Annotated in this window: 26 protein-coding genes and 1 riboswitch; of the genes, 19 read left to right on the forward strand and 7 right to left on the reverse strand. The window is 37.2% G+C overall.

Going from position 1 to position 26,880, the window contains the following annotated elements; translation table 11 throughout:
* Positions 1 to 81: 81 nt before the first annotated feature.
* Together AB2Q86_RS04320 and AB2Q86_RS04325 are read right to left on the reverse strand one after the other, a co-directional pair.
* Positions 82 to 2,043, reverse strand: coding sequence for a fructose-bisphosphatase class III (locus tag AB2Q86_RS04320; RefSeq protein ID WP_041176619.1), 1,962 nt, complete (start codon positions 2,041 to 2,043; stop codon positions 82 to 84).
* A 113-nt stretch (positions 2,044 to 2,156) separates the two neighbouring features.
* Positions 2,157 to 3,068, reverse strand: a complete 912-nt coding sequence (locus AB2Q86_RS04325; RefSeq protein ID WP_012581698.1) for an AEC family transporter — start codon at positions 3,066 to 3,068, stop codon at positions 2,157 to 2,159.
* A 799-nt stretch (positions 3,069 to 3,867) separates the two neighbouring features.
* On the opposite strand from AB2Q86_RS04325, the gene AB2Q86_RS04330 reads away from it, so the two are divergent.
* The 5 genes from AB2Q86_RS04330 to AB2Q86_RS04350 all read left to right on the forward strand — a co-directional run bounded on the left by AB2Q86_RS04330 (position 3,868) and on the right by AB2Q86_RS04350 (position 7,772).
* Positions 3,868 to 4,146, forward strand: a complete 279-nt coding sequence (locus AB2Q86_RS04330) for a transposase (RefSeq protein ID WP_012581697.1) — start codon at positions 3,868 to 3,870, stop codon at positions 4,144 to 4,146.
* A 190-nt stretch (positions 4,147 to 4,336) separates the two neighbouring features.
* Complete coding sequence (locus AB2Q86_RS04335; RefSeq protein WP_012581696.1) at positions 4,337 to 5,227, forward strand: Rgg/GadR/MutR family transcriptional regulator; 891 nt, start codon at positions 4,337 to 4,339, stop codon at positions 5,225 to 5,227.
* A gap of 82 nt (positions 5,228 to 5,309) precedes the next feature.
* Positions 5,310 to 5,945, forward strand: coding sequence for a hypothetical protein (locus AB2Q86_RS04340; RefSeq protein ID WP_012581695.1), 636 nt, complete (start codon positions 5,310 to 5,312; stop codon positions 5,943 to 5,945).
* Positions 5,946 to 6,085: 140 nt separating this feature from the next.
* Entirely contained in the window at positions 6,086 to 6,742 is a 657-nt protein-coding gene (locus AB2Q86_RS04345) for a hypothetical protein (protein ID WP_012581694.1), read from the forward strand.
* A 22-nt stretch (positions 6,743 to 6,764) separates the two neighbouring features.
* Positions 6,765 to 7,772, forward strand: a complete 1,008-nt coding sequence (locus AB2Q86_RS04350) for a MucBP domain-containing protein (protein WP_012581693.1) — start codon at positions 6,765 to 6,767, stop codon at positions 7,770 to 7,772.
* A gap of 41 nt (positions 7,773 to 7,813) precedes the next feature.
* Here AB2Q86_RS04350 and psiE read toward each other — a convergent pair whose 3' ends face one another.
* Positions 7,814 to 8,227: a phosphate-starvation-inducible protein PsiE gene (gene psiE, locus AB2Q86_RS04355; protein WP_003729465.1), complete on the reverse strand. Its 414-nt coding sequence runs from the start codon at positions 8,225 to 8,227 to the stop codon at positions 7,814 to 7,816.
* An 88-nt stretch (positions 8,228 to 8,315) separates the two neighbouring features.
* Between psiE and AB2Q86_RS04360 the strand changes: the two genes are divergently transcribed.
* Positions 8,316 to 10,037: an ABC transporter ATP-binding protein gene (locus AB2Q86_RS04360; RefSeq protein ID WP_171900420.1), complete on the forward strand. Its 1,722-nt coding sequence runs from the start codon at positions 8,316 to 8,318 to the stop codon at positions 10,035 to 10,037.
* Positions 10,038 to 10,330: 293 nt separating this feature from the next.
* The gene (hpt, locus tag AB2Q86_RS04365; protein WP_012581691.1) at positions 10,331 to 11,716 is read left to right on the forward strand and encodes a hexose phosphate transporter Hpt; all 1,386 of its coding nucleotides are present in this window, start codon (positions 10,331 to 10,333) and stop codon (positions 11,714 to 11,716) included.
* 107 nt (positions 11,717 to 11,823) lie between these two features.
* On the opposite strand, the gene AB2Q86_RS04370 is transcribed toward hpt, so the two are convergent.
* The gene (locus AB2Q86_RS04370; protein WP_012581690.1) at positions 11,824 to 13,035 is read right to left on the reverse strand and encodes a tetracycline resistance MFS efflux pump; all 1,212 of its coding nucleotides are present in this window, start codon (positions 13,033 to 13,035) and stop codon (positions 11,824 to 11,826) included.
* 129 nt (positions 13,036 to 13,164) lie between these two features.
* Positions 13,165 to 13,635, reverse strand: a complete 471-nt coding sequence (locus AB2Q86_RS04375) for a MarR family transcriptional regulator (RefSeq protein WP_003724771.1) — start codon at positions 13,633 to 13,635, stop codon at positions 13,165 to 13,167.
* A 201-nt stretch (positions 13,636 to 13,836) separates the two neighbouring features.
* Here AB2Q86_RS04375 and AB2Q86_RS04380 point away from each other — a divergent pair, with 201 nt between their 5' ends.
* Positions 13,837 to 16,485, forward strand: a complete 2,649-nt coding sequence (locus tag AB2Q86_RS04380; protein ID WP_012581689.1) for a calcium-transporting ATPase — start codon at positions 13,837 to 13,839, stop codon at positions 16,483 to 16,485.
* Between the two features lie 164 nt (positions 16,486 to 16,649).
* On the opposite strand, the gene AB2Q86_RS04385 is transcribed toward AB2Q86_RS04380, so the two are convergent.
* Positions 16,650 to 16,907 (reverse strand): DUF1294 domain-containing protein, encoded by a 258-nt coding sequence (locus tag AB2Q86_RS04385; RefSeq protein ID WP_003729458.1) that lies wholly within the window; start codon positions 16,905 to 16,907, stop codon positions 16,650 to 16,652.
* Between the two features lie 78 nt (positions 16,908 to 16,985).
* Between AB2Q86_RS04385 and AB2Q86_RS04390 the strand changes: the two genes are divergently transcribed.
* From AB2Q86_RS04390 to AB2Q86_RS04410, 5 genes are all read left to right on the forward strand, one after another.
* Positions 16,986 to 17,363 (forward strand): RidA family protein, encoded by a 378-nt coding sequence (locus AB2Q86_RS04390; protein ID WP_003738468.1) that lies wholly within the window; start codon positions 16,986 to 16,988, stop codon positions 17,361 to 17,363.
* A 64-nt stretch (positions 17,364 to 17,427) separates the two neighbouring features.
* A riboswitch (SAM riboswitch) is annotated at positions 17,428 to 17,525 on the forward strand.
* A gap of 93 nt (positions 17,526 to 17,618) precedes the next feature.
* Positions 17,619 to 18,722 carry a 5-methyltetrahydropteroyltriglutamate--homocysteine S-methyltransferase gene (locus AB2Q86_RS04395; protein ID WP_041176488.1) on the forward strand — a complete coding sequence of 368 codons (1,104 nt, stop codon included), beginning with the start codon at positions 17,619 to 17,621 and terminating at the stop codon, positions 18,720 to 18,722.
* A gap of 104 nt (positions 18,723 to 18,826) precedes the next feature.
* Positions 18,827 to 19,927, forward strand: a complete 1,101-nt coding sequence (uvrC, locus tag AB2Q86_RS04400) for an excinuclease ABC subunit UvrC (protein WP_012581687.1) — start codon at positions 18,827 to 18,829, stop codon at positions 19,925 to 19,927.
* A gap of 169 nt (positions 19,928 to 20,096) precedes the next feature.
* A complete protein-coding gene (locus AB2Q86_RS04405; protein WP_003729455.1) occupies positions 20,097 to 21,539 on the forward strand; it encodes an amino acid ABC transporter substrate-binding protein/permease in 1,443 nt (480 codons plus the stop codon).
* Positions 21,532 to 22,260 (forward strand): amino acid ABC transporter ATP-binding protein, encoded by a 729-nt coding sequence (locus AB2Q86_RS04410; RefSeq protein WP_003729454.1) that lies wholly within the window; start codon positions 21,532 to 21,534, stop codon positions 22,258 to 22,260. The genes AB2Q86_RS04405 and AB2Q86_RS04410 overlap by 8 nt, the downstream gene beginning before the upstream one ends.
* Before the next feature lie 48 nt (positions 22,261 to 22,308).
* Here AB2Q86_RS04410 and AB2Q86_RS04415 read toward each other — a convergent pair whose 3' ends face one another.
* Positions 22,309 to 22,599: a hypothetical protein gene (locus AB2Q86_RS04415; RefSeq protein WP_012581686.1), complete on the reverse strand. Its 291-nt coding sequence runs from the start codon at positions 22,597 to 22,599 to the stop codon at positions 22,309 to 22,311.
* 564 nt (positions 22,600 to 23,163) lie between these two features.
* Here AB2Q86_RS04415 and AB2Q86_RS04420 point away from each other — a divergent pair.
* From AB2Q86_RS04420 to AB2Q86_RS04445, 6 genes are all read left to right on the forward strand, one after another.
* On the forward strand, positions 23,164 to 23,310 hold the full coding sequence (locus tag AB2Q86_RS04420; protein ID WP_008947247.1) for an Lmo0850 family protein: 147 nt from the start codon (positions 23,164 to 23,166) through the stop codon (positions 23,308 to 23,310).
* Between the two features lie 221 nt (positions 23,311 to 23,531).
* Positions 23,532 to 24,290, forward strand: a complete 759-nt coding sequence (locus tag AB2Q86_RS04425; protein WP_003721416.1) for a hypothetical protein — start codon at positions 23,532 to 23,534, stop codon at positions 24,288 to 24,290.
* A gap of 79 nt (positions 24,291 to 24,369) precedes the next feature.
* Positions 24,370 to 24,924: an efflux SMR transporter transcriptional repressor SugR gene (gene sugR / locus AB2Q86_RS04430; RefSeq protein WP_012581683.1), complete on the forward strand. Its 555-nt coding sequence runs from the start codon at positions 24,370 to 24,372 to the stop codon at positions 24,922 to 24,924.
* Positions 24,925 to 24,940: 16 nt separating this feature from the next.
* Complete coding sequence (gene sugE1 / locus AB2Q86_RS04435) at positions 24,941 to 25,282, forward strand: quaternary ammonium compound efflux SMR transporter SugE1 (RefSeq protein ID WP_003736027.1); 342 nt, start codon at positions 24,941 to 24,943, stop codon at positions 25,280 to 25,282.
* 2 nt (positions 25,283 to 25,284) lie between these two features.
* Entirely contained in the window at positions 25,285 to 25,605 is a 321-nt protein-coding gene (gene sugE2 / locus AB2Q86_RS04440; protein ID WP_003721419.1) for a quaternary ammonium compound efflux SMR transporter SugE2, read from the forward strand.
* Positions 25,606 to 25,754: 149 nt separating this feature from the next.
* Positions 25,755 to 26,867 (forward strand): D-alanine--D-alanine ligase, encoded by a 1,113-nt coding sequence (locus AB2Q86_RS04445; protein WP_012581682.1) that lies wholly within the window; start codon positions 25,755 to 25,757, stop codon positions 26,865 to 26,867.
* The last annotated feature ends 13 nt before the right edge of the window (positions 26,868 to 26,880 follow it).

Consider the following 26,880-nt stretch of genomic DNA (forward strand, 5'->3'; position numbering starts at 1 on the left):
TATATTCAATTAAGTGTTAGTGGTTGCAGCCCAAGCCATTTGCCACTTGTGAAAGTTTTATGACAATGATAAACCTGTTAGCTAACGATTTTCATGTAGCAAACCATTACGGTAAGCATCTAGCAGCACTTTTAAATCTTCTGCTTGCTCACTTAGTTTCGCACCAATGTCCGTATCTCTTACTCGTTTACGGTTAATTTCCATTTCGATAACTTGTCGAGTGGAAAGAATGTCCGTTTCATTTTTAATCGCGTCTTCTTTCGTAGTAAAGGGTTGATGACTGACTAATTGTAAACCGTAACTGTTGAAAAGTAACGTATATCCAGCCAAGCTCGTTTCTTTGTGATAGGCTTTAGCAAATCCGCCATCAATCACGAGCATTTTGCCACTCGCTTTAATGGGACTTTCTCCTTTGCCTTCTTTGACGGGTGTATGGCCGTTAATAATATGTCCACATTCCCCATCAAGACCAAATTCTTCCAAAATTTGCTTACAAATGAATTCATCGTTGCGTAATTTATAATAAGGATTTTTTTCCTCTTTGTGTGTTTCTTTTTCAGCAACAAAATAGCGTTCAAAGGTAGTCATTTCACTTTTTCCAAAGAGTGAAGAAATGGCACCAGTCCATAAATACCAAACGATATCACACGCATATTTCTTTTCTTTTGTTCCTGGTGGGCGGACGTATGCTTCACGAGTTAGTATTTCAAATTGCTCTAAAAGTGCGCGACCGGCATATTTCTCCCCGCGCAATTTCATTTCCATAAAAGTCCCATCTTCATGAAGCGGAATGCAGCCATGGTACAACAAATTGCCGTTATAAGTTAAAAACATGCTCCCTTTCGAATATAAAAATTGCACATGCTTTTGCAAGCGACGACAATTTTTAAAAGAGGCAGTAATTTTTTCGATAAGATCTTTCTCTCCATCGGTAAGAGTGTAGGGATTTTCTGGATCAATCGTTGGGAAATGTGTGTCTAGAAGCTGGTAAGTTTTTCCTTTTAGCTGAATGGTGCCTTTTTTATAATCGATAAATTGAAGTAATAGCCGATGCTCCATATTAAATTCTTTACGACGATTAATAATTTCGCCCTCTAATTTAAACTGAATAATCGAGATGGCTTTGTGCATTCTAGCTATTTGTGTGATTTCTGCGTTACTATAGTCCGTATTATCTTCATTTTTTGGTTGGAAGTATTTACAAGGGTCATCTTTATACACTTCATCCGCAAACAGGGCAAGAGGGCGAAGGGAGATGCCGTAACTATCTTCTAAAATATCTAAATTTAAATAACGGGCAGAGATCCGAATAACATTAGCTGCACAAACTCTAGAACCACTAGCTGCTCCCATCCATAAAATATCATGATTGCCCCACTGGAAATCGAGTGAATGATAATTCATCAAAGTATCCATGATTTTATCTGGATAAGGACCGCGATCGTAAACATCACCAACAATATGCAGGTGATCTACAACCAATTGTTGAATAAGACGCGAGAGAGCACTAATAAATTCTTCTGCACGACCAAGTGAAATAATATGTTGTAAAATTTCTTCATAGTAAAGTTTTTTGTCATCTTCATTGTAGTTTTCATGAAGCAACTCTTCTAATATGTAGGCAAAATCTTCCGGCATGGCTTTTCTAACTTTGGACCGCGTGTATTTAGAAGCGACATATTGACATAGTTCAATTAAGCGAAAGAGCGTAGTGCGGTACCAAGCATGCAAATCTTCCGTCTCACTAGCAATCAAATCCATCTTTTCTTCCGGATAATAAATCAGCGTACTTAGTGAATTAATCTCCGCATCATCTAATTCTGCTCCAAAAATATCACGAATTTTTCGTTTTACAACACCAGAACCGTTACGAAGCACTTGTTCAAAAGCACTATATTCCCCGTGAACATCACTTAAAAAATGTTCGGTTCCTTTGGGAAGATTCATAATTGCTTCCAGATTAATGATTTCCGTAGCTGTTTTAGCGATAGTGGGATATTCTTTTGCTAATAAATGCAAATATTTCATATCTAAAGTATTCACCACTCGACGGCCTCCTTTTTAATTGGTATAGCAATTATATTTCTTAAATGATAGTAAGGCAAACGTTTTGTTTTATAATTGGTCTATACAAAAAAGACGAGCTAGAGCCCGCCTTAGAAAACTGGATGAAGAAAATAGAGCACGATTGGTAAAGTAATGATACTTAAAACAGTACTGATAAACGTGGCACTGGAAACTAAATCCGGTTTTGTATCAAATTGTACAGCCATTAATGTTGTATTCGCTGCAGTTGGCATCGCTGCGAGTAAAATCATGATTTGTTTCGTCATTTCATCCACCGGAAGAATCAACGTTAAACCAAAAGCGATAATTGGCGCAATGAGCAACTTGAGCACTAGGGCAATACCAACTTTCGCAAGTTCAATCCGTCGAAACGAAATTACAGCCAGTTGCATTCCGAGTACAATCATAATCGTTGGAATAGCAGCATCTCCAACCAGTTTCACACAAGTCATTAGGGCGGAAGGGAGCGAGACATGTAGCAATTGTAGCGCGAGTCCGAGTAATGCCCCGTAAGCAATCGGCATGCGAACGACCCGCTTCATAACGGTTTTCATTCCGTTCGCATCCTTACTTCCTTTTGCAGCGAAATAAATACCAATCGTACTCATAGCTAGTTGTTGAAGTACCATTAACACAACTGCGATATCAAGCCCCATAGCCCCAAAAACAAGCAATACAACAGGGGTTCCATAATTCCCATTATTCATAAACGCACTAGCCAAAATGAGCGCGCAACGATCTTGCAAGTTGTAACCAAGCAGAAAACTAACCAAACTGACGAGCAAAATTAAACTCAAACAAAGCGCAAAAATGTAAATCGCCAAATAAACATAATCCATCGTAAGTGGATTGGTATAAAAAGTATTAAATGCAAGAAACGGCGACATTAAGTAAAGCGTGAGTTTAGACAAATTGGGAATATCAAATTTTAATGTCTTTTGCCCAATAAATCCAATAGCGAAAATCCCAAAAACTGGCAGTAAAATAAGTAGAAATTCCATAGCAGCCCTCTTTTCTATGTATATTGTAGCTTATTGTACCATAAATGAAAAAAAGCTAATCAATAAAACACTTTTATAAGAAAAAAGCTAATCGATTAACTAAATGAAAGTAAAAATTATTTAAAATAGACCAGGAGAGATAAATACTGCGATGATTTAATGATTTATTCAGAGAAAGGCGCTTTTAAATCGGTAAAAACGCTTTAGTTACAAGTGATGTTGCTAATATAACGCATCTGAATAGCAATGAAAGTTTGATGTGAAAGTGGCATTTTTGCTAGTTAAAAATGCTTTTTTTCCTTAAAAAGTGCTAATGTAATAGTGAAATGAGCAAGAAGTTTTACCAACTTCACTGAACAGACACCAAAAAGTCACTTTTTAGCCACAAAAATCATTGAAAAGGTCTTTTTTTAGTATAAAAAACAAGAGAGATTCTATTATAATGGTTATGTTGAACTAGAAATATTGCTATATCTAAAGAGATTTTTAGGTATCAGTTATGTTTACTGAAAATCAAAGGAGATAATACAAATGAATAACAACCAGCGCTTAAATCAGCATTTATTTAGCTGAAATTTTTTCAAAAGAAGAGAATCTAGTAGTTGCAACAAGAAAAAAGCTAGTAGATTTTGTCTCCTAAAAGATTATATAAATAAATTAGTGGAGAGAAGCGAAACAGGGGGAAATTTTTCACTTTTCTAACTCACTAAAAAATATTAAGTCATTTAAAACAACTTAATTTAAACAGTTATCTGGGAAACTTACTTTATATGAAATACGCACAGGAGAGGAACTGTTCATGCCTACTAAAAAATATACCGAAAAATTCAAAATTAGCCTTGTCTACTTACACTATAAAGGAACACCTAAACAAACATTATGCGATGATTTTGGCGTTTCTATTGCATCGCTTTCTAGATGGATTAAAGGATACGATCCAACAAGCGTCGATTTAAACGAAGCCGCCAATATATTACAAATGTACGAACTAAAAAAACAAAAAGCAAAATTAGAAGCCGAAGTTTTAGCACTTTCAAAAGCGATTAAACTTTTTAATTCTGATTTAAATCCAGTTTAAAAACAAAGACTACTCAAACAAAGCGAATGAGTAGTCTTTTTTGCTGCCAATGTGACATTTTTGTAAGTTTTATTTTAAAAGTAAAAGCGTTAAACTACTAAAGTGAATATGCCAGAATAGCAATAAGCGCTTCTTCCAAGAACATCAACCTATATTTTCTGAAATTGGATTTTTGTGGAGGAGGAGGAACATGGTTGCTTATGGAGAATTAATCCGAGAAGTACGACTTTCAAAAGGTTTAACTCAAAAAGAAGTCTATACCGGAATTATTTCGAAGTCCTATGCAATAGGTTTTGAAAAAGGCAAACATGATATTACTTTAGTATTATTTGAAGAAATTTTGGAACGAGTAATGCTAAGTTCAGATGAATTTTTCTTTATGAATAGAGGCTACTCGTTAGCAGAAGAAGATAATTTTTGGTACAAGTTTGCTCATGCGGCGAATCAAAACAGTTTGAAAGAGTTACAAGCATTACACAAAGAAGTATTGCAGCAAAAAGGCGAAAGAGCAATGCTGAGGGAGGCTATTGTCCACTCTAGAATCGAAGTCCATGAACAATTTCTTTTAAATAATAAATTTGATGTGAGCATCGTTTCGAAGGAGGACAAGGAAGTAATCCAAACCTACTTGTGGAAAGTGCAATCATGGACGCTGGAAGAGATTCGTATTTTTGCAAATTCGGTCGATTATTTTGACGAGGACGTCCAAATTTATTTTTTCCAATTAGTTTTAAAATCTATCGAAAAATACAAACATTACGACCGCGGTAAAAAAGTATTTTCAACGCTTTTGACGAATATTACAGAGGAATTAATTGCTCGAAACCAATTGGATTATGCCTCGCAATTATTAGACATTCTATATGAACTATCGGCTTCGCATGATTGTGCTTTTTACCGAATTATGCATCATTACTATCAAGGCTTGATCTGGATGAAAAGCGAGCAGGTCGAACAAGGTTACAATAAATCTAAAAGCGCCATAGAAATTCTTGATACGCTTGGCTATGAGTCACTTGCGCTACTTTACCAGACATTACTCATGCAGTTTTTAGAGAAAGAGCAGATTGAAATACTATAAATATATTGATTGAATGGGCTATCTTAATAGATTATAATGCACCAAAGAGGACAAAAAAGCAGCTAGTTAAGGAGCTAACAACATGAACGATAGCACGACTCAAAATCTAATAAACAACATAGAACAAAGACCTGGAATGTACCTTCGAACAGAAACGATAAATTCCTTATGTGATTTTCTGAATGGTTATTTCATGCATAATAAAAATGAGCTAACCAAAGGGTTCTCAATGGACTTTTGGTTTTTTAATGAGTTTATAAAGAACTATTATAACGAATCTTCCTCTGTTTCTGGATGGGCCAATATGCTGCTTTATAATTGCGAGCATGACCAAGAAAGAGCATTTCGCGCGTTTTTTAAAAGATATCATGAATTCACTCAAATCCATGTAGAAGCGGTATTTAAAGCAACGTTAGATGAGCGTAATATTAGTTTTCACACGGATATGACAAAAGGAAAAAATCTTGTCGTAGGGCTAGACTTAAAACAATTAGCGCCAATTTACCATAATCCAAAAAGCTATTTGGTTTTACAACTTTCTAAAGATAATGGCTATCTATTGCTAGTAGAGTCAGATAATGTCTATTATCAAGAAAGAATATTATTTAAAGACTTAGCAAAAATCAATCACGAAATCTCAAGTCTGTTCGGCACAGTGCAAAAACAACAGCAGATTGAATTAGCGATTTTAGATGAAATTTTATATTATCCATCATAAAAACTTCTTAAAAAGGAATCCTTTTTAAGAAGTTTTATTTTTTGGTCTTATATATATGACCTAATGATTTTTACGGGCAGTTTGTTGTAATATTTGGAATGTACTAATTTTCACATGTAATGAAAGGAGTGAATGGCATTTTGACTCAGCAGTATCAGTTAGTACTTCAAGATCAATATGATCCGAGAAGTGGTCAACTTATCAAAAAAGAAATAATTCCCACTAAAAACGTAGTAGAACATCTCACTTCTTATCTGTTATGTATTAAAAATCAAGCAGAGTATAGGAATTTTATTAAGTGGTATGAGCGTGAAATTCGTCAAGTATTGAAAGAGCATCCAGAGCAAGATTTCATTATTAAAATTTCTTTCCAACAACTGTACTTCCGAGAAACCATGCTCTTATTAGAAAATATAAAAGCGTTTAGCAAACAAATAACGATTGAATTGGTGGGAGACAGTCAAATAAGCGCAGGTGAAAGAGAGCATTTCTCTCCAGAGGACATAGATGCTTTTCTCAAAGGCAGACTAAAAATGTTGAAAAAATGGCATTATTTTATTTCCAAGCATATCGAAAGTGGCGCGATGGAACAAACACTTATTTTTACACCTTACATAGATGAGTTAAAATACAGTTTGAAAAAAGGGGCAAAATTACTTGATAATCAAACAGAATTAGCATTTTTTCTATCTTTTTGGAAAAGTTGGGCCAAGCTTCGGTGTGTCCATTTCGTTCTGATTGTCGATGAAATGTCTACTGATTTTCCAGAAGAAGTAGCTATAAGATGTGAAATGTAGAAGAATTTAGGAGGAATTATCCGTGTTCGAAAGTTGTAAAAAAATAGTTATAAGCATGTTAGCAGTAATCATTATCGTGAGCCTAGGTAGCGGAGTCTTTTCGCCTATCCGTGCGCATGCAGATGCTACACAAAATCCAAATGGTTTTACCGTTCTTGTCAAGTATATGGACGAAACTGGAACGGAAATTGCTCCGTCAGAAACTTTAACAGAGTACTATTATGTATCGGTTGAAAAAAGTATTCCTGGTTACAAATTAAAAGAAACACCGAGTAATGCAACAGGTAGAATCACTGACTCGGGGATAGAAGTGCACTATATTTATGAAAGATCCATTAAAGTGAGCTATGTGGATGAAACAGGGCAGGACTTGTTACCTACTGTAGAAGTAGCAGATAGTGATGCAGCTGTACTCGAAACAATCACTGGTTATACGTTTGTCAGAAAAGAAGTTAGTGCAGATAACTCGCATATTATTTTTCGTTATAAAAAGAACATTTCTACAATTCCTGATTTTGGAAAACCGAATCAAGTAATGGTAAATTATGTTGATGAAAATAAAACACAAATCGCGCCATCGTTCTATTTAAGTGGACTTTTCAACGAATCTTACCAAGTACCAATGAAAAAAATCAAAGGCTATACGTTATTAAAATACGATCCAGAAATTCTTGGAGTATTCACGGAAAGCGCGCAAACAATCAATATTATTTACCAGAAAAATCGGCCTGAACAATCCCCGAGCGTAGAAAATCCGCCTAATCCAATTGTTCCGATAGCGCCTCAAGTAGAAGTAGAACCTCCCAAAGCAGAAATTGCAGAAAAACCAGTTTCACCAAAAGAACAAATCACACCACCAACTACGAAAAAAACGAAAGCAGTGCTAAAAAAACAAATAGCTAAAGCAACCTTGCCAAAAACGGGGGATAGCTCAATAGACTTATTAGTCACCTGTCTTGGCATTATAGCCATTTCTTGTGGAATTTATTTAATCGTGCAACAATCCCAAAAGCGGCGTCGTAAGGAATAAACAATAAAAAGAGCAAGCCGGAAGAAAACCGGCTTGCTCTTTTAGCCCTCTCGCTTGAGTAACTTTGTATTAGCTAAAAATAGCGCAGCGACTAGGAGCAGAATCGCGCCTGAAAGTATCAACGTGGAAGTCGCGCTAGAATGGTCGACAATAATAAATCGAATAATCGCTGTGATACCAATGTAAATGAAGTAACGCAGCGGGAAATGGAAATGGGATTCGAAATATTTTACAATAAGCGCAATAAATTCAAAGTAAAGGAAAAACGTCAAAATATCTTGTGTCATATAATAGTAAGAAACGTCTGTATCTAAGAAGAAAATATTATTGAAAATCGTAAATGCCTCTCTAATTAAAAAAGCAACAAGGGTAAAACCGACCATAATAAGCGCCAGATTTAGGGTAATTCGTAGCAGGATGGGAACAATAGAAGAAATTTTTTCTAATCGTTTCATCAGTTGCCTCCTTTCCAAAAACGATATCGCTTTTTTAGTCATTTTACACTATAATGGGAACCATGACTATTTTTAAGGGGGGATTGTTATTCTAAAACGATTTTTTAGTTATTATAAACCGTATCGAACACTTTTTATCATTGATTTTGGTTGTGCCGTTTTAGCTGCTATTTTGGAGCTGGCCTTTCCAGTCGCGGTTAACCACGTGATTGATACATTACTTCCAGGAAAAGATTTTGGGCTGATTATTACTGCGGCACTCGCCTTATTATTCTTTTACATACTTAACACATTTATGCAGTACATTGTCACTTATTTTGGCCATATGCTTGGTCTTAACATAGAAACAGATATGCGCAGAGATTTATTCAGTCATTTGCAAAAACAACCATTTGGCTTTTACGACAATCAGAAAACCGGAAAATTGATGTCACGAATGACGACTGATTTATTTGAAATTGGTGAAGTAGCGCATCATGGTCCAGAAGATATTTTTATTTCGATTATGTCCCTTTTCGGTGCATTTTTCTTAATGTTGAATATCAATGTGAAATTAGCGATTTCGACTTTTATTCTAGTACCGATTCTGACTGTTTTAATTGTTTACTTCAACAAACGAATGACCAAAGTAACAACCGGGATTTTTAAAGATTTAGGGAATTTTAATGCCGGCGTGGAAAATGCTATTAGTGGGGTGCGGGTTGTGCAAGCATTCGCCAACGAACCACATGAAAAAGGGCGTTTTAGAGTGCTCAACCAAGCGTACCGTCAGTCAAAGTTAATGTTCTACAAAGTGATGGGCTTGAGTTTTTCGTTTAACTATTTTCTGATGCGATTGATTAGTTTATTTGCCCTTTTATTCGGAGCTTATTTTACGATTAATGGCGAAATATCATACGGGGAATTTGTCGGATTTATCTTGCTAACAAACGTGTTCATTCGACCAATCGAGAAAATCAACAACGTAATCGAAAGCTATCCAAAAGGCTTTGCAGGGTTTAAGCGATTCCTAGAAGTCATGGATACAGAACCAGCAATCCAAGACGAAAAAGATGCAAAACCAGCCAAGGCGTTCCGCGGTGACATTGCTTACAACCATGTATCTTTTGAATATAGCGATGGGAAAAATGTGCTAAATCATATAAATCTTTCTATTAAAGCCGGCGAAACTGTTGCATTTGTTGGGCCAAGTGGGGCCGGGAAAACAACCATTTGTAATTTATTGCCACGTTTTTACGATGTGTCAGCTGGCGAGATTACGATTGACGGTGAAAATATTAAACGATTTACTTTACCATCCTTACGAGCGCAAATCGGTGTCGTGCAACAAGATGTCTTTTTGTTTTCCGGTACGGTTCGTGAAAATATCGCGTACGGAAAATTAGATGCTAGCGATGAAGAAATAGAGCATGTCGTGAAACTTGCGCATCTTTCCAAAGTAGTGGAAGAAATGCCAGATGGTCTTGACACCATCATTGGTGAGCGTGGAGTCAAACTTTCTGGGGGACAAAAACAACGGTTAGCTATTGCGCGAATGTTTTTGAAAAACCCACCGATTTTAATTTTAGATGAAGCGACGTCAGCACTTGATACCGAAACAGAGCAAGTGATTCAAGCCTCTCTAGAAGAGTTAGCGGAAGGAAGAACGACTTTAATTATCGCGCACAGACTCGCAACGATTAAGCATGCCGACCGAATTATCGTTGTAAATGAAACAGGCATCGCAGAAACGGGAACGCATGATGAGCTTTTAGCGCAAGATAATGGTGCCTATAAGCGATTATATGATGCCCAGTTTAATACAATTTAATGAATAAAAACTTTCGGATTTTAGGAAATATTTGACTAAAAGGAAAGCAGGAATTATTTGGGAAGCCCAAGATAATTCCTGCTTTTTTGTTTTCTGCATGATAACAAGTGTTAATGACGGAAAGAGAGTATTTGGTTTATATTTTTATCAGCGCAAAAAGGTGAAATGATGCATTTGGACAGCAGAGGTGATTGCTTTAGAAAAATTGGTAGACTTTATATGGAAGCGTTTGCGTAAAAAACTCATCGCATTCTAAATTTGGAATGAAGATTACACTTGAAAGGAAAATTATAATGTCATTATTCAGTTTGAAAAAAAAGAACCATTTTGTTCCACTAGAAATTCAAAGACAACAATGGTTCAAACACTTTATCGTTGCATTTATGTCTGTATTTATTTGTTATCTAACGGTCTATCTTCTAAGGAATAACTTTAAAGCAGCTCAGACATTGTTAATTGAGCAGAACCATTTCAGCACCACAGAACTAGGAATGATTGGTTTAGCTTTTTCTGTTATGTACGGAATTGGAAAAACGATTTTAGGATATGCCGTGGATGGAAGAAATGCTAAAAAAATAATGAGTTTTTTATTAGGGATTTCCGCTATTATATCAATTATTATTGGAATACTTTTAGTTACAAAGCAAGCAACAGTGGGTGTATTGTTTATCCTTTGGGGAGCAAATGGATTTGTGCAATCACCAGGTGGACCGGCTTCCTATTCAACTATCACACGATGGACGCCAAAATTGAAAAGAGGAAGATGGTTAGGTTTTTGGAATGCCTCGCATAATATAGGTGGTGCTTTAGCGGGAATTGTTGCTTTTTGGGGTGCGACTACTTTCTTTAATGGCGGCGCAGGGGGAATGTTTATCGTTCCAGGTATCATTGCAATCATCATTGCAATTATTTGCTTCTCGGTGGGGCATGATGAACCAGAAGAATTAGGCTGGAACTCTGCCGCTGAAATTTTTGAAGAGCGGGAAGAACAAGGAGAATCGGAGACAAAAGACCTTTCTAGATTTCAAATTTTGTGTCGATTTGTTATTAATAATCCGTGGGTATGGACTTTATGTGTCATAAATATATTCATCTATATTGTTAGAATTGGTATTGATAATTGGGCGCCCGTTTATTGTATTCAAGCGCTAGGATGGAGCACAAAAGATGCAATTATGACTATTTCTTTTTTTGAAATTGGAGCATTACTAGGTTCATTATCGTGGGGCTGGCTCTCAGATATTATGAAAGGCCGCCGTATGCTTTGCTCGATTATTGCAGTTGTCATTGAATTTTTCATGTTAATTAGTTATTCGCAAGTTACAAGTGTTTATAGCATGTATACGGTATTATTTATTTTAGGATTCTTAGTATTTGGCCCCCAACTTTTAATTGGCGTGTCGGTGATCGAGTTTGTTCCTAGAAATGCTTTAGCTGTAACAAATGGCTTAACTGGAACGTTTGCATACTTATTCGGAGATTCTTTTGCTAAAGTCTTTCTAGGATATATCGCAGACCCAACAAAAGCAGGTATACAAATTTTTGGCTATACTTTACACGGCTGGGGTGCAACTTTTACCATTATGTTTACAGCTTTAATTATTGCTGGCTTAATGATGATTCCAGTTGCATTAAAACAAGAGAAAATCATCCGACAAGCAAAAGTTTTACATCTATAAGTTGAAAAGCAATGAGTGAAGATAAACTAATTACTAAAAAGGTATCCTTATTAATAGTATAAGGATACCTTTTTCATTGCAAAATGGTTTGTTAAATACGAAAAACATTATTTTGCTAAAGAAGTCTTTTTATAAAGGATAAAAATTGCAACAGTGATTAAAAGGACACCCATAACAGCTGGAGCGGCATGGCCAAACGTAATATAAAGTTGCCCGCCGATAATTGGTCCGATAATACGCGCCACCGACTGAATGGCTTGGCTACCCCCTTGAATCCGACCTTGTTCGCTAGCGCTGGCAGATTTTGAAACCATACCGTTAAACGAAGGTCCGAAAATCGAGTCGCCAAAACCGAAAACGAACATACCGATAACGAGTAGCGGAGCAAGTGTGAAAATCGAGGAAGCTGCAATTAGCAAATAGCCAATAATTTCAGCAATCATCCCCAAAATAGCTATTTGTTTGTCCGTTAACTTGAGTAGTAATTTAGGCATAACAAAGGCTTGCGACAGGATATCTTGAATACCCATAATCGAAAACATCATCCCGATTAAAGCGGGCTTCCAACTGAAGCTATCAATGGCGAATTGCGACATGACAGCTTGCAACGAACCATTCGGAACCCAAATGAAAAATCCAGCAATCAGTAAACGTCCTAAGTTTTTGATGGTCAGAATATTAAGCAACTGGGAAAACGGATTGAGTCGCATTAGCGGAATTCGTTTTAAACGATTTGCTTCGTCTAAACTCTCAGGCATGTAGAAATAACCGAATAAAAGGTTGATGAAAGTAATCGCTGCTCCAAAGAAAAACGGCATTGCGTAACCAAAGTGGGCAAGCAATCCGCCGAAAGCCGGACCAAGCGCAGCACCCGCACCAGCTGCAGCGCTAACCCAACCAAAGTATTTCGTCCGCTCCTCTTGAGGCGTAATATCAGCAAAGAAAGCAAATAGTGTACTTATGCTACCACCAGTGATTCCTTCAATAATTCGACCAAGAAAGAGCACCCAAAGTGCCCCACCAAGACCGAAAATAAAGTAACCAATCGCAGAGCCGATAAAACAAATGAGTAACACTGGGCGTCTGCCAAATCGGTCACTTAAAGCACCAAGACCAGGTGCAGCAAAGAACACGCAAAGCGCATAAACAGATGTGAGCAGTGTCACCATAAGCGCTTGATCACTAGCATTTGTTACGTAAGGTGTTACGAGAAACGGGACAACGGGCATAATAATACTAAAACCCATCCCACAAAGGAAAACAGATATAAGACCGAAAAGTAAAGTTTTCTTATTAATAATAGATTTAGTTGAAGACATGTAATACTCCTATCGATTGTAATTAGTGTCCTAGGAAACATAATCAGCTTAACTCGTTTTTGTTTCCTTGTCAACAAAAATAAAACAATAAAAAACAACCTAACTTGAAAAATTAGGCTGTTACTAGGTTTATTCGGATTTTTGATTGTAAACTTTCTGCATTTCATTATCTAAATGACGACTATATTTATCCACGAATTTTAACACTTCTGCATATTGTGCATCCGTTACGTCTTCGAAAACTACCTTGTCACGATCGAGGAATTCTTGATGCAAATCATCGTGGACTTGGTTAATTTCAGCGCCTTTAGCTGTTAGACGGAAATAAATTTCTTTCTTATTCTCCGGTTTTTGATAACTTTCAATATAGCCTTTATCCATCAGCTTTTTTGTGATTTTGCTAATCGCGCTCTTTGTCATATAGAATGCTTCCGCGAGTTTCGTTACATTAGGATCTTCGTTTTTGGCAATGTATTCGATGCAGTGGACTTCAGAAGGTTTATATCCCTCTAGCGCTTTTTCCATCTTCACTTTATTAATCCAAGCGAGCTTATTAAATAAATCTCTGACGTTTGCCATGACTTGTTCATTTTTATCCATGCCATGCCCTCCTACTCTATCTGCTTGTAGTATAGCTGTTTTTTGTGTCCGGTTCAACTATTTATTGCCTTTCGTAGCTAAAAGGGGGACTTGAAAGCGCTGTTTGTTAAGAGTGTGTAAATTTCCAGTGTTATCAATATTATTTCACTGTTAAGATTTGTTATACTTAACACATAAATTGTTTGGAAGGGGCTGACATGATTGGAGATTTACCGCAAAAGCGCGGCAGAAACATTTGAACAACTAGAAGCGACAGAACAAGGATTAACAACTAGTGAGGTAACGAAACGACAAGAAAAATACGGTTTTAACGAACTGAAGAATAAAAAGAAAGATCCACTTTGGAAACTTTTCCTGGAAACATTTAAAGATCCAATGGTTATTGTTTTAGTCATTGCTGCCTTAGTGCAGTTGGTTTTAGGCGAAGTGGTTGAATCGCTTATTATCTTTTTAGTACTTATTGTCAACTCGATTATTAGCGTAGTTCAGACGAGGAAAGCAGAAAGTTCGCTCGATGCGTTACGAGAAATGTCTGCGCCGGTTGCCAAAGTTATTCGTGATGGTTCTAAGCAAAGTATTCATGCGCGCGAACTTGTTCCGGGCGATGTCGTTATTTTAGATGCGGGAGATTTTGTCCCAGCAGACGGCCGTTTGTTCGAAAGTGGCTCGTTAAAAATCGACGAAGGGATGCTTACTGGAGAATCGGAAGCGGTCGAGAAATATATTGATACCATTCCAGATGAAGTAGGGCTTGGCGACCGTGTGAATATGGTTTTCAGCGGTTCTCTCGTTGTATATGGTCGTGGGATGTTTGTTGTAACAGGCACAGCGAGCGAAACAGAAATTGGGAAAATCGCCGGACTTCTTGAAACAGCAGAAGCAAAACAAACACCACTACAAAGAAAGCTAGAATCATTTAGTAAAAAATTAGGGCTTGGTATTTTAGCGCTCTGTGTACTTATTTTTGCAGTTGAGGCTGGCCGCGTTTTACTTGGCGACAATTCAGCGGATATGGCAACGGCGATTTTAAATGCCTTTATGTTTGCCGTGGCAGTAGCAGTAGCAGCCATTCCGGAAGCACTTTCTTCTATTGTAACGATTGTACTTGCGGTCGGAACAAACAAAATGGCAAAGCAGCACGCGATTATTAGAAAGCTCCCGGCAGTTGAAACACTAGGCTCCACAAGCGTTATTTGTACAGACAAAACCGGAACGTTAACGCAAAATAAAATGACGGTAGTCGATTACTATTTACCCGATGGAACAAAAGAAAATTTCCCGGAAAGTCCAGAAAATTGGTCAGAAGGGGAACGCCGTTTGATTCATATAGCGGTACTTTGTAATGACTCAAATATTAATAGCGAGGGCAAGGAGTTAGGCGACCCAACCGAAGTGGCGCTAATTGCCTTTAGTAATAAAAACAATCAAGATTACAATGAAATTCGCGAAAAATTCATCCGTGAAGGCGAAATTCCATTTGATTCAGATCGTAAATTAATGTCAACACTGCACACCTTCAATGACAATAAAGCCATGCTAACAAAAGGTGGTCCAGACGTGATGTTTGCGCGTTGTAGTTATGTTTTCCTTGACGGTGAAGAAAAGCCGATGACAGAAGAAATTTTAACGAAACTAAAAGCAACAAACGAAGAATTTTCCAATCAGGCGCTCCGGGTCCTTGCTTACGGCTACAAACGGATGCCTGCTGATACAACTGAATTAAAATTAGAAGACGAACAAGATATCGTGCTAGTTGGCTTAACCGCAATGATTGATCCGCCGCGTGAAGCTGTATATGCATCTATTGAAGAGTCCAAAAAAGCTGGCATTCGCACAGTTATGATTACTGGAGACCATAAAACCACGGCACAAGCCATCGGTCGCGACATTGGTTTAATGGATGCGGATGACATCGCATTAACTGGTCAAGAGCTTGATGCAATGCCAGAAGAAGAACTCGACAAAAAACTAGAACATATCGCTGTCTACGCCCGAGTTTCTCCAGAAAATAAAATCCGTATCGTCAAAGCTTGGCAGAAAAAAGGTAAAATCACTGCAATGACTGGAGACGGTGTCAATGATGCGCCTGCTCTAAAACAAGCCGATATTGGTGTCGCAATGGGTAGCGGAACAGACGTTGCGAAAGACTCTGCTGCAATGATTCTAACAGATGATAATTTCGTTTCGATTGTGGATGCAGTTGGCGTTGGTAGGACTGTTTTTGACAATATTAAGAAATCAATTGCTTATCTATTTGCAGGAAACTTAGGCGCGATTATAGCGATTTTATTCGCGCTAGTACTGGACTGGATTAACCCGTTCACAGCGCTACAACTACTATTTATCAACTTAGTCAATGACTCCTTACCGGCAATTGCGCTAGGAATGGAAAAAGCAGAACCTGATGTAATGAAACGCAAACCGAGAGATATTAACGAAGGTATTTTTGCTGGTGGCACGATGCGCGCCGTTATCAGTCGTGGTGTCTTAATCGGTATCGCCGTTATCATCTCACAATACATCGGTATGCAAATTTCACCAGAGATGAGTGTCGCAATGGCGTTCACTACACTTATCCTAGCTCGTACACTACAAACATTTGCAGCCCGCTCAAACGTCCAAACCGCATTTGGCGCAGGCTTCTTCAGCAACAAATACGTAATCGGCGCGGTATTACTTTGTTTCGTCCTATACGGAATTACCGTACTACCGGGAGCTCGCGAAATCTTCTCGATCCCAGCAACATTCGGCTTACATGAATGGTCGATTGCAGCAGGCTTAGCACTCGGAGCAGTTGTGATGATGGAGATAATTAAAGTAGTTCAGAATAAATTTTTTAAAGAAGCGTAAAAAAACAGAAATCCCTTTTTGAAGAGGGGTTTCTGTTTTTTAGTTAGAAAAGCTTCACATAAGTTAATATTTAAAAGATAGAAAATTAAAAATAGAATATAGTAAGTGTTTGTATTCTAATTTATACTATCATTGGATAAAAATATTTGGCTAAGTAAAAATTTTCAATACAACCACCAAACCAAAACCCCAACAGTCCAAACCATCGCAAGCGGCACTAAAATACGGAACTTCGGCTTTTGGGTTTTATGGTGAAACAACTGCATCGACATCCAGCTGCCAAAAGCCCCGCCGAGAAAAGCGGTGAAAAGCAGTACAGATTCGGGTATCCGGTAAGCGTGTTTTATTGCTTTCCGTTTATCAATAGCGAATAATAGAAAAGAAATAAGCGTTATCGCGATTAAATATATCGTTAAAATCATCCAAAAATCCCCCTTCATTGCTAAAACAAACATTATTGATTAGAATAAAAGCATACCATAAAAGAAAGCAGGGATAAAATGGCAAAAGAAATAATTCAAACATCGTCAGCCCCAAAAGCACTAGGACCATACTCGCAAGCTGTAAAAGTGAACGGACTTATTTTTACATCAGGTCAACTTGGTATTAACCCAGAAACTGGAGAATTAGCAGAAGGCGCAACAAAACAAGCCGAGCAAGCTTTCAAAAATCTAGCAGCCGTGTTAGAAGAAGCGGGCTCCGGACTAGAAAAAATCATTAAAGCAACTGTTTTTTTCAAAGATTTAAATGAATTCACAGCCGTAAATGAAGTTTATGCCACATTCTTTTCCAGTGATTTCCCCGCAAGAAGTGCTTTCCAAGTAGCAAAATTACCACTTGATGCTGAAATTGAAATCGAAGTTATCGCAGAAGCATAAATATTCAGAAATAAATTTGACAACAACAAGAAACAAACGATATAATAAAAACCAATTACATAGCAACTTATCAAGAAAGGTGGAGGGTTCTGGCCCTATGAAGCCTTGGCAACCGGATGTTTCACGGTGCCAAATCCAGCAGGTAACACTGACAGATAAGGCACGCGAATCAGGTAAATTCACTTTCCTTTAAAAGCTGTCTTTTGAGGGAAAGTTTTTTTGTACATAAAAATAAAACGAATTGAGGCGAAGGAAATGAATCAAGTAGCACCATTTTATGCAGATCATGTCGGAAGTATTTTACGAACAAAGGCAATTAAAGACGCGCGCGAGAAATTCCAAAACGGTGAGATAACTGACACTACGTTGCGGGAAGTGGAAAATACGGAAATTAAATACATCGTTGAAAAGCAAAAAGAAGTCGGCTTGAAATCAATCACAGATGGCGAATTTCGTCGTGCGTGGTGGCATTTTGACTTCTTGGAGAATTTGGATGGGGTAGAAGGGTACGATGCGGCTGGAGGTATTCAATTCAGCAAAGTGCAAACAAAATCGCATTCGGTGAAAATTACCGGCCCAATTGACTTTACAACACATCCATTTATAGAAGATTTTATTTTTCTCAAAGAAGCTGTTGGTGACAAGCATGTCGCGAAACAAACGATTCCTAGTCCGGCGATGCTTCATTATCGCGGGGACATCGAGTATCAGCCTTACTTAGAAGATGCGGACAAATTTGCCAAAGATTTAGCTGTTGCCTATCAAAAAGCGATTCAAGCATTTTACGATGCTGGTTGTCGCTACCTGCAATTAGATGATACATCATGGAGCTACTTATGCTCAGATGAACAGCGCGAAGTTGTACGCCAAAGAGGTTTTGACCCAGATACTTTACAAGAAACATATAAAAATCTTATCAATGAGGCCATTAAATTTAAACCAGCTGATATGGTTATTACGATGCACATTTGCCGTGGTAATTTCCGTTCCACTTGGATCGCAGAAGGTGGCTACGGTCCAGTGGCCGAAACGTTATTTGGCAAATTAAATATCGATGGTTTCTTTTTAGAGTATGATAATGAACGTTCTGGAGATTTTGCTCCCCTAAAATATGTGACGCGTAAAGACTTAAAAATCGTTCTTGGTTTAATTACATCTAAAACAGGTGAATTAGAGGACGAAGCAGCCATTAAAGCGCGGATAGAAGAAGCAAGTGAAATTGTGCCGCTGAGTCAGTTACGCTTAAGTCCACAATGCGGTTTCGCCTCAACAGAAGAAGGAAATATTTTGACTGAAGAAGAACAATGGGATAAATTGCGTTACGTTGTTCAACTTGCGAAAGATGTGTGGGGTAAGTAACAAATAGGAAGAACTAGCCAACGTGTTTGCGCTAGTTCTTTTTGCGTCTTTACAAAAAGAGTGACTAGGGATAGAATAGATGTTCTAGAAGGAGGGGAAGCCCTTTGGACGACAAATTACAAAAGAAATTGACCTTACTACCTGAATCGCCAGGTTGTTATATTTATAGAGATGAAAATAATGAAATTTTATATATCGGCAAATCTAAATGCTTGAAAAATCGTGTAAAATCTTATTTTCATAGTAAACAAATTGGGAAAACAGCAAGACTCGTCAGGCAAATTCGAGATTTAGAATTAATTATTACAACTTCCGAAAAAGAAGCTTTACTACTCGAAATGATCTTAATTCAAAAATACCAGCCACCTTTTAATATCCAGCTAAAAGAAGGAACGAGCTACCCATATATCAAAATTACGAACGAAAAAAATCCGCATATTGAAGTTGTGTTTGAAGTAAAGCGAGACGGCGCGCATTATTTTGGCCCTTATCCAGGTCGTTTTTCCGCGAGACAAACGGTAGATTTGATTGAAAAATTATTTCCGCTTTGCAGATGTGATGGAAAGCCGGGCCGGCCATGTTTATACTATCATCTTGGATTATGTTTAGGTCCATGTCAGGCAGAAATTGATCCTGCTGTTTATAAAAAGCAAATCCACAAAATCAGTCGCTTTCTTGAAGGTGATGTTAAAAATGTGAAAGCGAAACTACAGGAAGATATGCTAACAGCAACCGAAAATCTCGAATTCGAAAGAGCAGCAGAGCTTCGAGATAAAATACACGCTATTAATGAAACGATTGAGAAACAACATATTATTTTCCCAGGGCTAAAAAATCGCGACATCATCGGTTGTTACGAACAAGATAATCATTTAAGTGTCTTTGTTTTCTTCGTTCGTAATGGCGCTATTAATGGAAGTAAATGGCACGTATTCCAAATCGAAAAATCCCTTCAAGAAGATTTAGCCAAATTTCTCAATCAATTTTATGAAGATCCTAATAACATTCAACCGAAAGAATTGTTAATCGCTGAGAAACTAGATAAAAAATTACTGAATGAACCACTTAGAAAAGCATGTTTATTCCCACAAAAAGGCGGTAAAAAGAAGCAAATAGAGCTGGCCATAGAAAATGCTAAAAGTGCTTATATCGCATACGCAAAGATGAAAGAATATGATTTTGAAAAGCAAATAACCAATCAGTAGAAGCTAATTCATAAGGGTTAGCTTCTTTTCTTTGTCGTGTTGAAAATCTTATCATAAATAACTATGGTCAATAATCTACCCTTATGGTAAAATCTTACGAGTACGGAAAAAAATTAGGCTACATAAAATATTTCATTTAAGCTAAACACATATAGAGGGAGGACACAATATGAAGAAATTTTCACGCTTCATACTAATGATGGCAATTGCTTGTGTTGCCGCATTTATTTTCACAGGAAACGGGTTAAATGCAAAAGCTGCGGAAGAAACTTACTTGATTGGTACAGACACAACCTTTGCACCTTTTGAATTTGAGAAAGATGGAGAACATGTCGGCATTGATATGGACATCCTAAAAGCAATTGCAAAAGACCAAAATTTTAAATATGAAATTAAAGCAATGGGATTCAATGCAGCGGTACAAGCACTAGAAGCTAACCAAGTAGACGGTGTTATCGCTGGGATGAGTATTACAGACGAACGTAAGCAAAAGTTCGATTTCTCTGACCCATACTTCGACTCTGGTGTCGTTATGGGAATTCTGAAAGATAACGACGAAATCAAAACTTACGACGATTTAAAAGGAAAAAAAGTAGCTGTTAAAACAGGTACAGAAGGCTATGCATTCGCAGAAAAAATTAAAGATAAATACGACTTCGATATTGTTGTCTTTGATGATTCAGCTCAAATGTATGATGATGTTAAAACAAGAAATTCAGTAGCATGTTTCGATGATTATCCCGTACTAGCTTACGGCGTTCAAACAGGAAACGGCCTGAAAATTGTTACGGATAAAGAAAAAGGAAACTCCTATGGTTTTGCTGTCAATAAAGGTAAAAACCAAGAACTTTTAGAGAAATTCAATGCTGGATTAGTTAATATTAAAGCAAGCGGCGAATATGATAAAATTTTAGAGAACTACTTAGGTGATAATGCGATTAAAGAAAACACAAATGAAAAAGGCTTTATGGGGATTATTAAATCTTCTTGGCCAGCACTATTATCTGGTTTGTGGTTGACGATTAGATTAGCCGTAGTTTCGCTAATCATCGCCTTCATTATTGGGATTACATTTGGATTTATGAAAGTGAGCAATAGCAAAATCTTGCGCGGGATTGCGACTGTTTATGTCGATATCTTCCGTGGAACGCCATTAATTGTACAAGCATTCTTCTTCTACTTTGGTATTCCAGCAGCACTTGATTTCAGGATGCCTGTATTCTTAGCCGGGGTTATCGCGCTAAGCTTGAACGCCGGTGCCTACATGGTCGAAATCGTTCGTGGTGGTATTCAATCAGTCGACAAAGGACAAATGGAAGCAGCAAGAAGTCTTGGTTTACCACATAAAAAAGCCATGATGAAAGTCGTTCTACCGCAAGCAATTCGAATGATGATTCCATCCTTTATTAACCAATTCGTTATCACGCTTAAAGATACATCCATTATGTCAGCGATTGGACTCGTCGAATTAACGCAATCGGGTAAAATCATTATGGCGCGTACATTCGAAAGTACTTGGACATGGCTAATCATCGGAATTATGTACCTTATCGTTATTACCATTTTAACGAAAATATCCGATCGTTTAGAAAGGAGATTACGAAATGACTAAACTTAAAGTAACTGGCCTGAAAAAAAGTTTTGGCGCAAATGAAGTGTTAAAAGGCATTGATATAGAAGTAAAAGAAGGCGAAGTAGTTTGTGTCATCGGACCTTCTGGCTCTGGTAAAAGTACATTTCTTCGTTGCATGAATAACCTGGAAGAAATTACTGCAGGCGATGTAGTCGTTGATGATTTTAATATTACGGATAAAAAAGTAGACATTAATAAGGTTCGCGAAAATATCGGCATGGTTTTCCAACATTTTAATCTTTTTCCACATTTGTCTGTTTTAGAAAATATCACTTTAGCACCTGTTGAATTGAAAAAAATGGATAAAGAAGCGGCGAAAAGTAATGCTTTACGTTTATTAGAACAAGTTGGCTTACGAGAAAAAGCAGAAGAATTTCCTAATCAACTGTCTGGTGGACAAAAACAACGGGTGGCGATTGCGAGAGCACTTGCGATGGATCCTGATATTATGTTGTTCGATGAGCCAACATCAGCGCTCGATCCAGAAATGGTTGGCGAAGTTTTAGGCGTTATGAAAGAACTAGCCAAAGATGGCATGACGATGATGATTGTTACACACGAAATGGGCTTTGCTCGTGAAGTTGGTGACCGAGTAATCTTTATGGACGGTGGTTACATTGTCGAAGAAGGCAAGCCAGCTGAGATTTTTGATAACCCAACGAATGAAAGAACAATCAGTTTCTTAGATAAAGTTTTATAAACTAAAAAGCACTATGACTTGGGGATTTCCCAAACCATAGTGCTTTTTTTATTTTTTGTTTTGTTTATCGTTCTTTTGTTTGAGCGTACTTTGTGAAACCCGGCCAGTTATTCGCTCCACTTCTAATTGCTTGTCGCCGAAGTCTTTTTCTAAATGGAAGTTCTCTTTATTTTTGCCAATTGTTACATTAATTTTGGAATGTTTATGGGGACTCTTCTTAGAAACGGCACTTTTTTTCTCTGGTGTACTAGTTTGTTGGTTATCCAAAAAGAAATAGCCGCCGACAAGACTGAGGGCTGCACAAACTGCGATGCTTGTTAGTATAATGCGTTTTTTCATGCGATTCCTCCAATGCTTATATATGTATATAATTATATAGTATTGATAAAAGTAAACCAGTGAAGATTTTGTGAAAACTAAAAAACATGTCGAAATTTAGCTGTTTTAACATCCAATTGAGACTGATAATGCGTAATTAATCGCCTTTTTTTATCGAAATTCACCCTGTTGAAAAAGAAGGAATTGGATTATAACAATGATTTCAGAGAGAATAATGCTGTTTCGATTATAGAACTTCATAAAAAAGACACATTTTCAGCGAGATTTGTAAATAATCTGCCTATTTTATGAGGTTTTATTTTATAATAAGGAAGAACGTTTACATATTTGCTTGAAAAACGCTAGAAATCGCCTGTTTGAGACAAGTGTTATCAAGGTTTTTCTTTATATTATCTTAAAAACAACGAAAAAAATTCGTGTTTCAAACGCTTTCTTGAAAAAAAGTAGATATTTTGGTTAATATTTTTATTAATAGGGTATTCTTAGTAAAGAGAATATGATAAAGTAAGGAAAGAGAGAAAAATAAAAAGAATGAAAACAAATTTTGAAGATGGAGTGATGAGATTGGATAATAATCAAAAAGACTTGAATCAAGTAATCCGTCAGCTCAAAGAAAAAGGAATTGTTGTTGAAAAAACAAAATCACGAAAAGATATTTGGAAATCGGTTAGTAGTAAAGCGATGCCGAATATGACACTTCGATTGCAGTAAATCGAAAAGTGAAGTTTTATATGATTTTTATGTAGCTTTGAAGGAACAAAATGAACTCAAAGCAGCATGATTTACATATAAAATAACTTCACTTTTTTTCTTTGTCATGAATTAGTCATTAAGTTTTGATGTTTCTGTTATCCTTTTTACGTAAAAATGTTGTATGATGGAGTGGAAGGCTTTTGTCATAGAAGAAAATAGAAATAGAGTGAGGCATATACATGAAAAAAGAAGCGGTTAACCAACAATCTATTTATGTGCATATTGATCATGTTATTAACAATGTGGCGACAAGCGGCATTTCTTTTTGTGATTTCTTAAATGGTGTGGGACAGCCACCTGAAAATATTTTGTTAATTAAGCATAATATTGAAGATGCATCCTACAATGCGCACACAGCTTTTCACTACCTAGAGCCAGGCGATTTAGCGAATATTTCCAAAGAGAATTTTAATCCACTATGTTGGATTGATTTTGAAGATGTGGAGCTTTTAAACCAACTAACTCCACAAGAAGTAGCGGAGATGCTTTATCTTGCACACACTGGGCGCCATTTGCGTTCTCCATTTTATTATAAATTACAAAATAATTTTGTTTACTTAACTAGGGAAGACGGTCGTTATAATAAAGTATATTACCGGAATCTTAATCATTTTTATATGTTACTAAGTTACGTCATTGCACGCAAAACGTCTGAACTAGTTAACGAGAAGAGTATCTTTTCATTTAGTAAGAAAAAATATGTTGCGGAACCACCAGTAGAACTTTTGAAAAAGATGGCGGATCATTTTAAAGACGGGGCTTGTATTGCGCTCGATGATGTCGTGAGAACGCGCACGCAAATCGAAGTACCAATTGGGCACGGGCTAACAGAAGAAATGACCGAATTAGAGATTTCTTCCAAAATTTATTATGAAGAAGAGGTCGCCAAATTAGTCTATGATTTAAAACAAAATGAATGGAAATATATCGAAAAATAAAAAATCAAACTTTTTCCTTTACGTTTGGTTTTTTATTTGATAGAATTTAACTAATGAACGTTAGTTAGGAGGTTGCTTTATGACGAAGAAACTGATTAAAGAAGTAGCGTTAACCCTTTTTGCGGAAAAAGGCTACGATGGGACGGCGCTTTCGGAAATCGCGAAAGCTGTTGGAATTAAGACACCATCGCTATATGCGCATTTTGCTTCAAAAGAGGCTCTTTTTTTAGAAGTTTATCAAGATAGCATCCAGATGGAATTAACAGAACTCGGACGAGTAGCGGAGCGAGAGGATTTAGTTGGGGAAGAGAAGCTACAATCAATTTTCTTTGTGGCAACAGATTTTTCTAGCAATCCCGATGAGAAGAAATTTTTCCAGCGCGCCGTCTTTTATCCGCCTAAGTCACTTTTTCAAGAATTAAAAGAAGAAACAAAGACATATGAACAACTGACGAATCGGATATTGCGCGAAACGTTAGAAAAAATAGTATCCGAAGAAGCACTTGTAAAATGGATGCACGTTTTTTATGCACTTCTTGATGGACTGAGTGTGGAACACGGCATTTATGATGAAACGGAATTTGAGTTGCGAAGAAAATCTGCTTGGGCAGTTCTCGCAAGTTTGCTCAAATGATTGGGAGGTAATGAAATTGGCTTGGTTTTATTTAATTATGGCAGGGTTATCAGAAATTGTTTGGGCTTTTGGACTAAAAGAATCACATGGTTTCACGATGTTAGGGTGGAGCCTTTTGACGATAGCATTTTTGATTGTTAGTTTTGGTTTGTTTTCGATTTCCATGAAGTCCATTCCAATTGGGACGGCGTATGCGGTTTTTACTGGAATTGGGGCTGCTGGGACAGCGATTATTGGGATGATTTTCCTTTCAGAAGGTGTTTCTTTTTGGAAGATTGTTTCGCTTATCGTATTATTAACAGGGATTATCGGCCTGAAACTAGTGGATGGCAATGAGTCTGAAAAGGAGGCTAAATAACGATGGATTGGATATTTTTACTTGTAGCAGGGTTATGCGAAATGGTCTTCGTTGTCATGCTAAAATTATCAGATGGCTTTAAAAAGGTTGGATATGCGATACTGACAGTTATCTTTATGTCTGCAAGTTTCTTTTTACTATCCCTCGCACTGAAGACGATTCCAATCGGTACAGGTTATGCGATTTGGACCGGGATTGGCGCCGTTGGTAGTGTGACACTTGGAATGATTGTTTTTAAAGAACGTAAGAGTGTTGGTAAATTGCTCTTTATCACGATGATTATTGCCGGCGTGGTCGGTTTGAAATTAACATCTGGTGTTTAATATTTTAGGTTGAAAAAGTCCTTTTTGGAATAAGCGTGCACGGTTCTTATTTAAAAAAGAAGATTTTTTCGACCTATTTTTTAGTTATACCTTTTCATCCTGTCAAAACATGGTAAAATAGATAAAGCGAATAATGACGGAGGGGTATTATGAAAACCAAATTAATTTTGTTATACGGTGGGAAATCTGCTGAACACGAAGTTTCCTTACAAACAGCATTTTCAGTTATCAATGCTTTGGATTTAGAAAAATTCGAAGCTGCGCCAATATATATTACGAATGAAGGTGAGTGGATTCAAGGACCACTTCTTTCTGGGAAGTTAGATTTTGTCGAACAATTACGTTTTTCGGCTACAGATTCAATAAAACTTGCTACAACTGAATCAGAAAAATCAGAAGGGGAAGCAATTAGCCCGGCCGTTTTAGAAGCAGACGGACAAGAGACAGTCGTATTCCCACTTTTACATGGTCCAAACGGAGAAGATGGCACTGTTCAAGGATTGTTCGAAGTATTAAACATTCCATATGTTGGCAACGGGGTCTTGGCATCTTCTGCTGCAATGGACAAAATCGTGATGAAGAAAATTTTTGCAGATGCTGGTATTCCGCAAGTTCCAGCAGTTGCAGTGCGTTTAATTGATTGGAAAAACTATCAAGCAGAAATGATTACGGAGATGGAAGAAGTACTTACCTATCCAGTCTTCGTAAAACCAGCAAACCTTGGTTCGAGTGTTGGTATTAGTAAGGCAACAAACAAAAAAGAATTAGCGGACGCAATGACAGAAGCATTTTTATATGACCGTCGTGTGGTTGTTGAACAAGGTGTTGTTGCGCGCGAAATCGAAATGGGCGTACTTGGAAATGATACGCCAGTTTGCTCTGTTCCAGGTGAAATTTTGCCAGAAGGTGCAGTTGCTACGTTTTACGATTACAAAGCAAAATACCAGGATAATAATACTGCGTTAATTATTCCGACTGAAGTAGATCCGGAAATCTTGGAACAAATGAAAGAATATGCGGTTCAAGCATTCCTAGGTCTTGATGCAAGCGGACTAGTGCGAGCGGACTTTTTCTTAACGGAAGATAATCAGTTATTCTTAAATGAAGTGAATACAATGCCAGGTTTCACACCGTACAGCATGTATCCTCTTCTTTGGCAGGAAACGGGCTTACCGTACGGAGCGTTAATTGAACGATTAGTCGATTTAGCGAAAGAACGCCACGCAGCCAAAAATGCACTTAAATATAAATTAGAAGACTAAAATAAACAAGAAA

Source organism: Listeria monocytogenes, from assembly GCF_041765605.1.
In the GTDB taxonomy this organism is placed as follows: Bacteria; Bacillota; Bacilli; order Lactobacillales; family Listeriaceae; genus Listeria; species Listeria monocytogenes_D.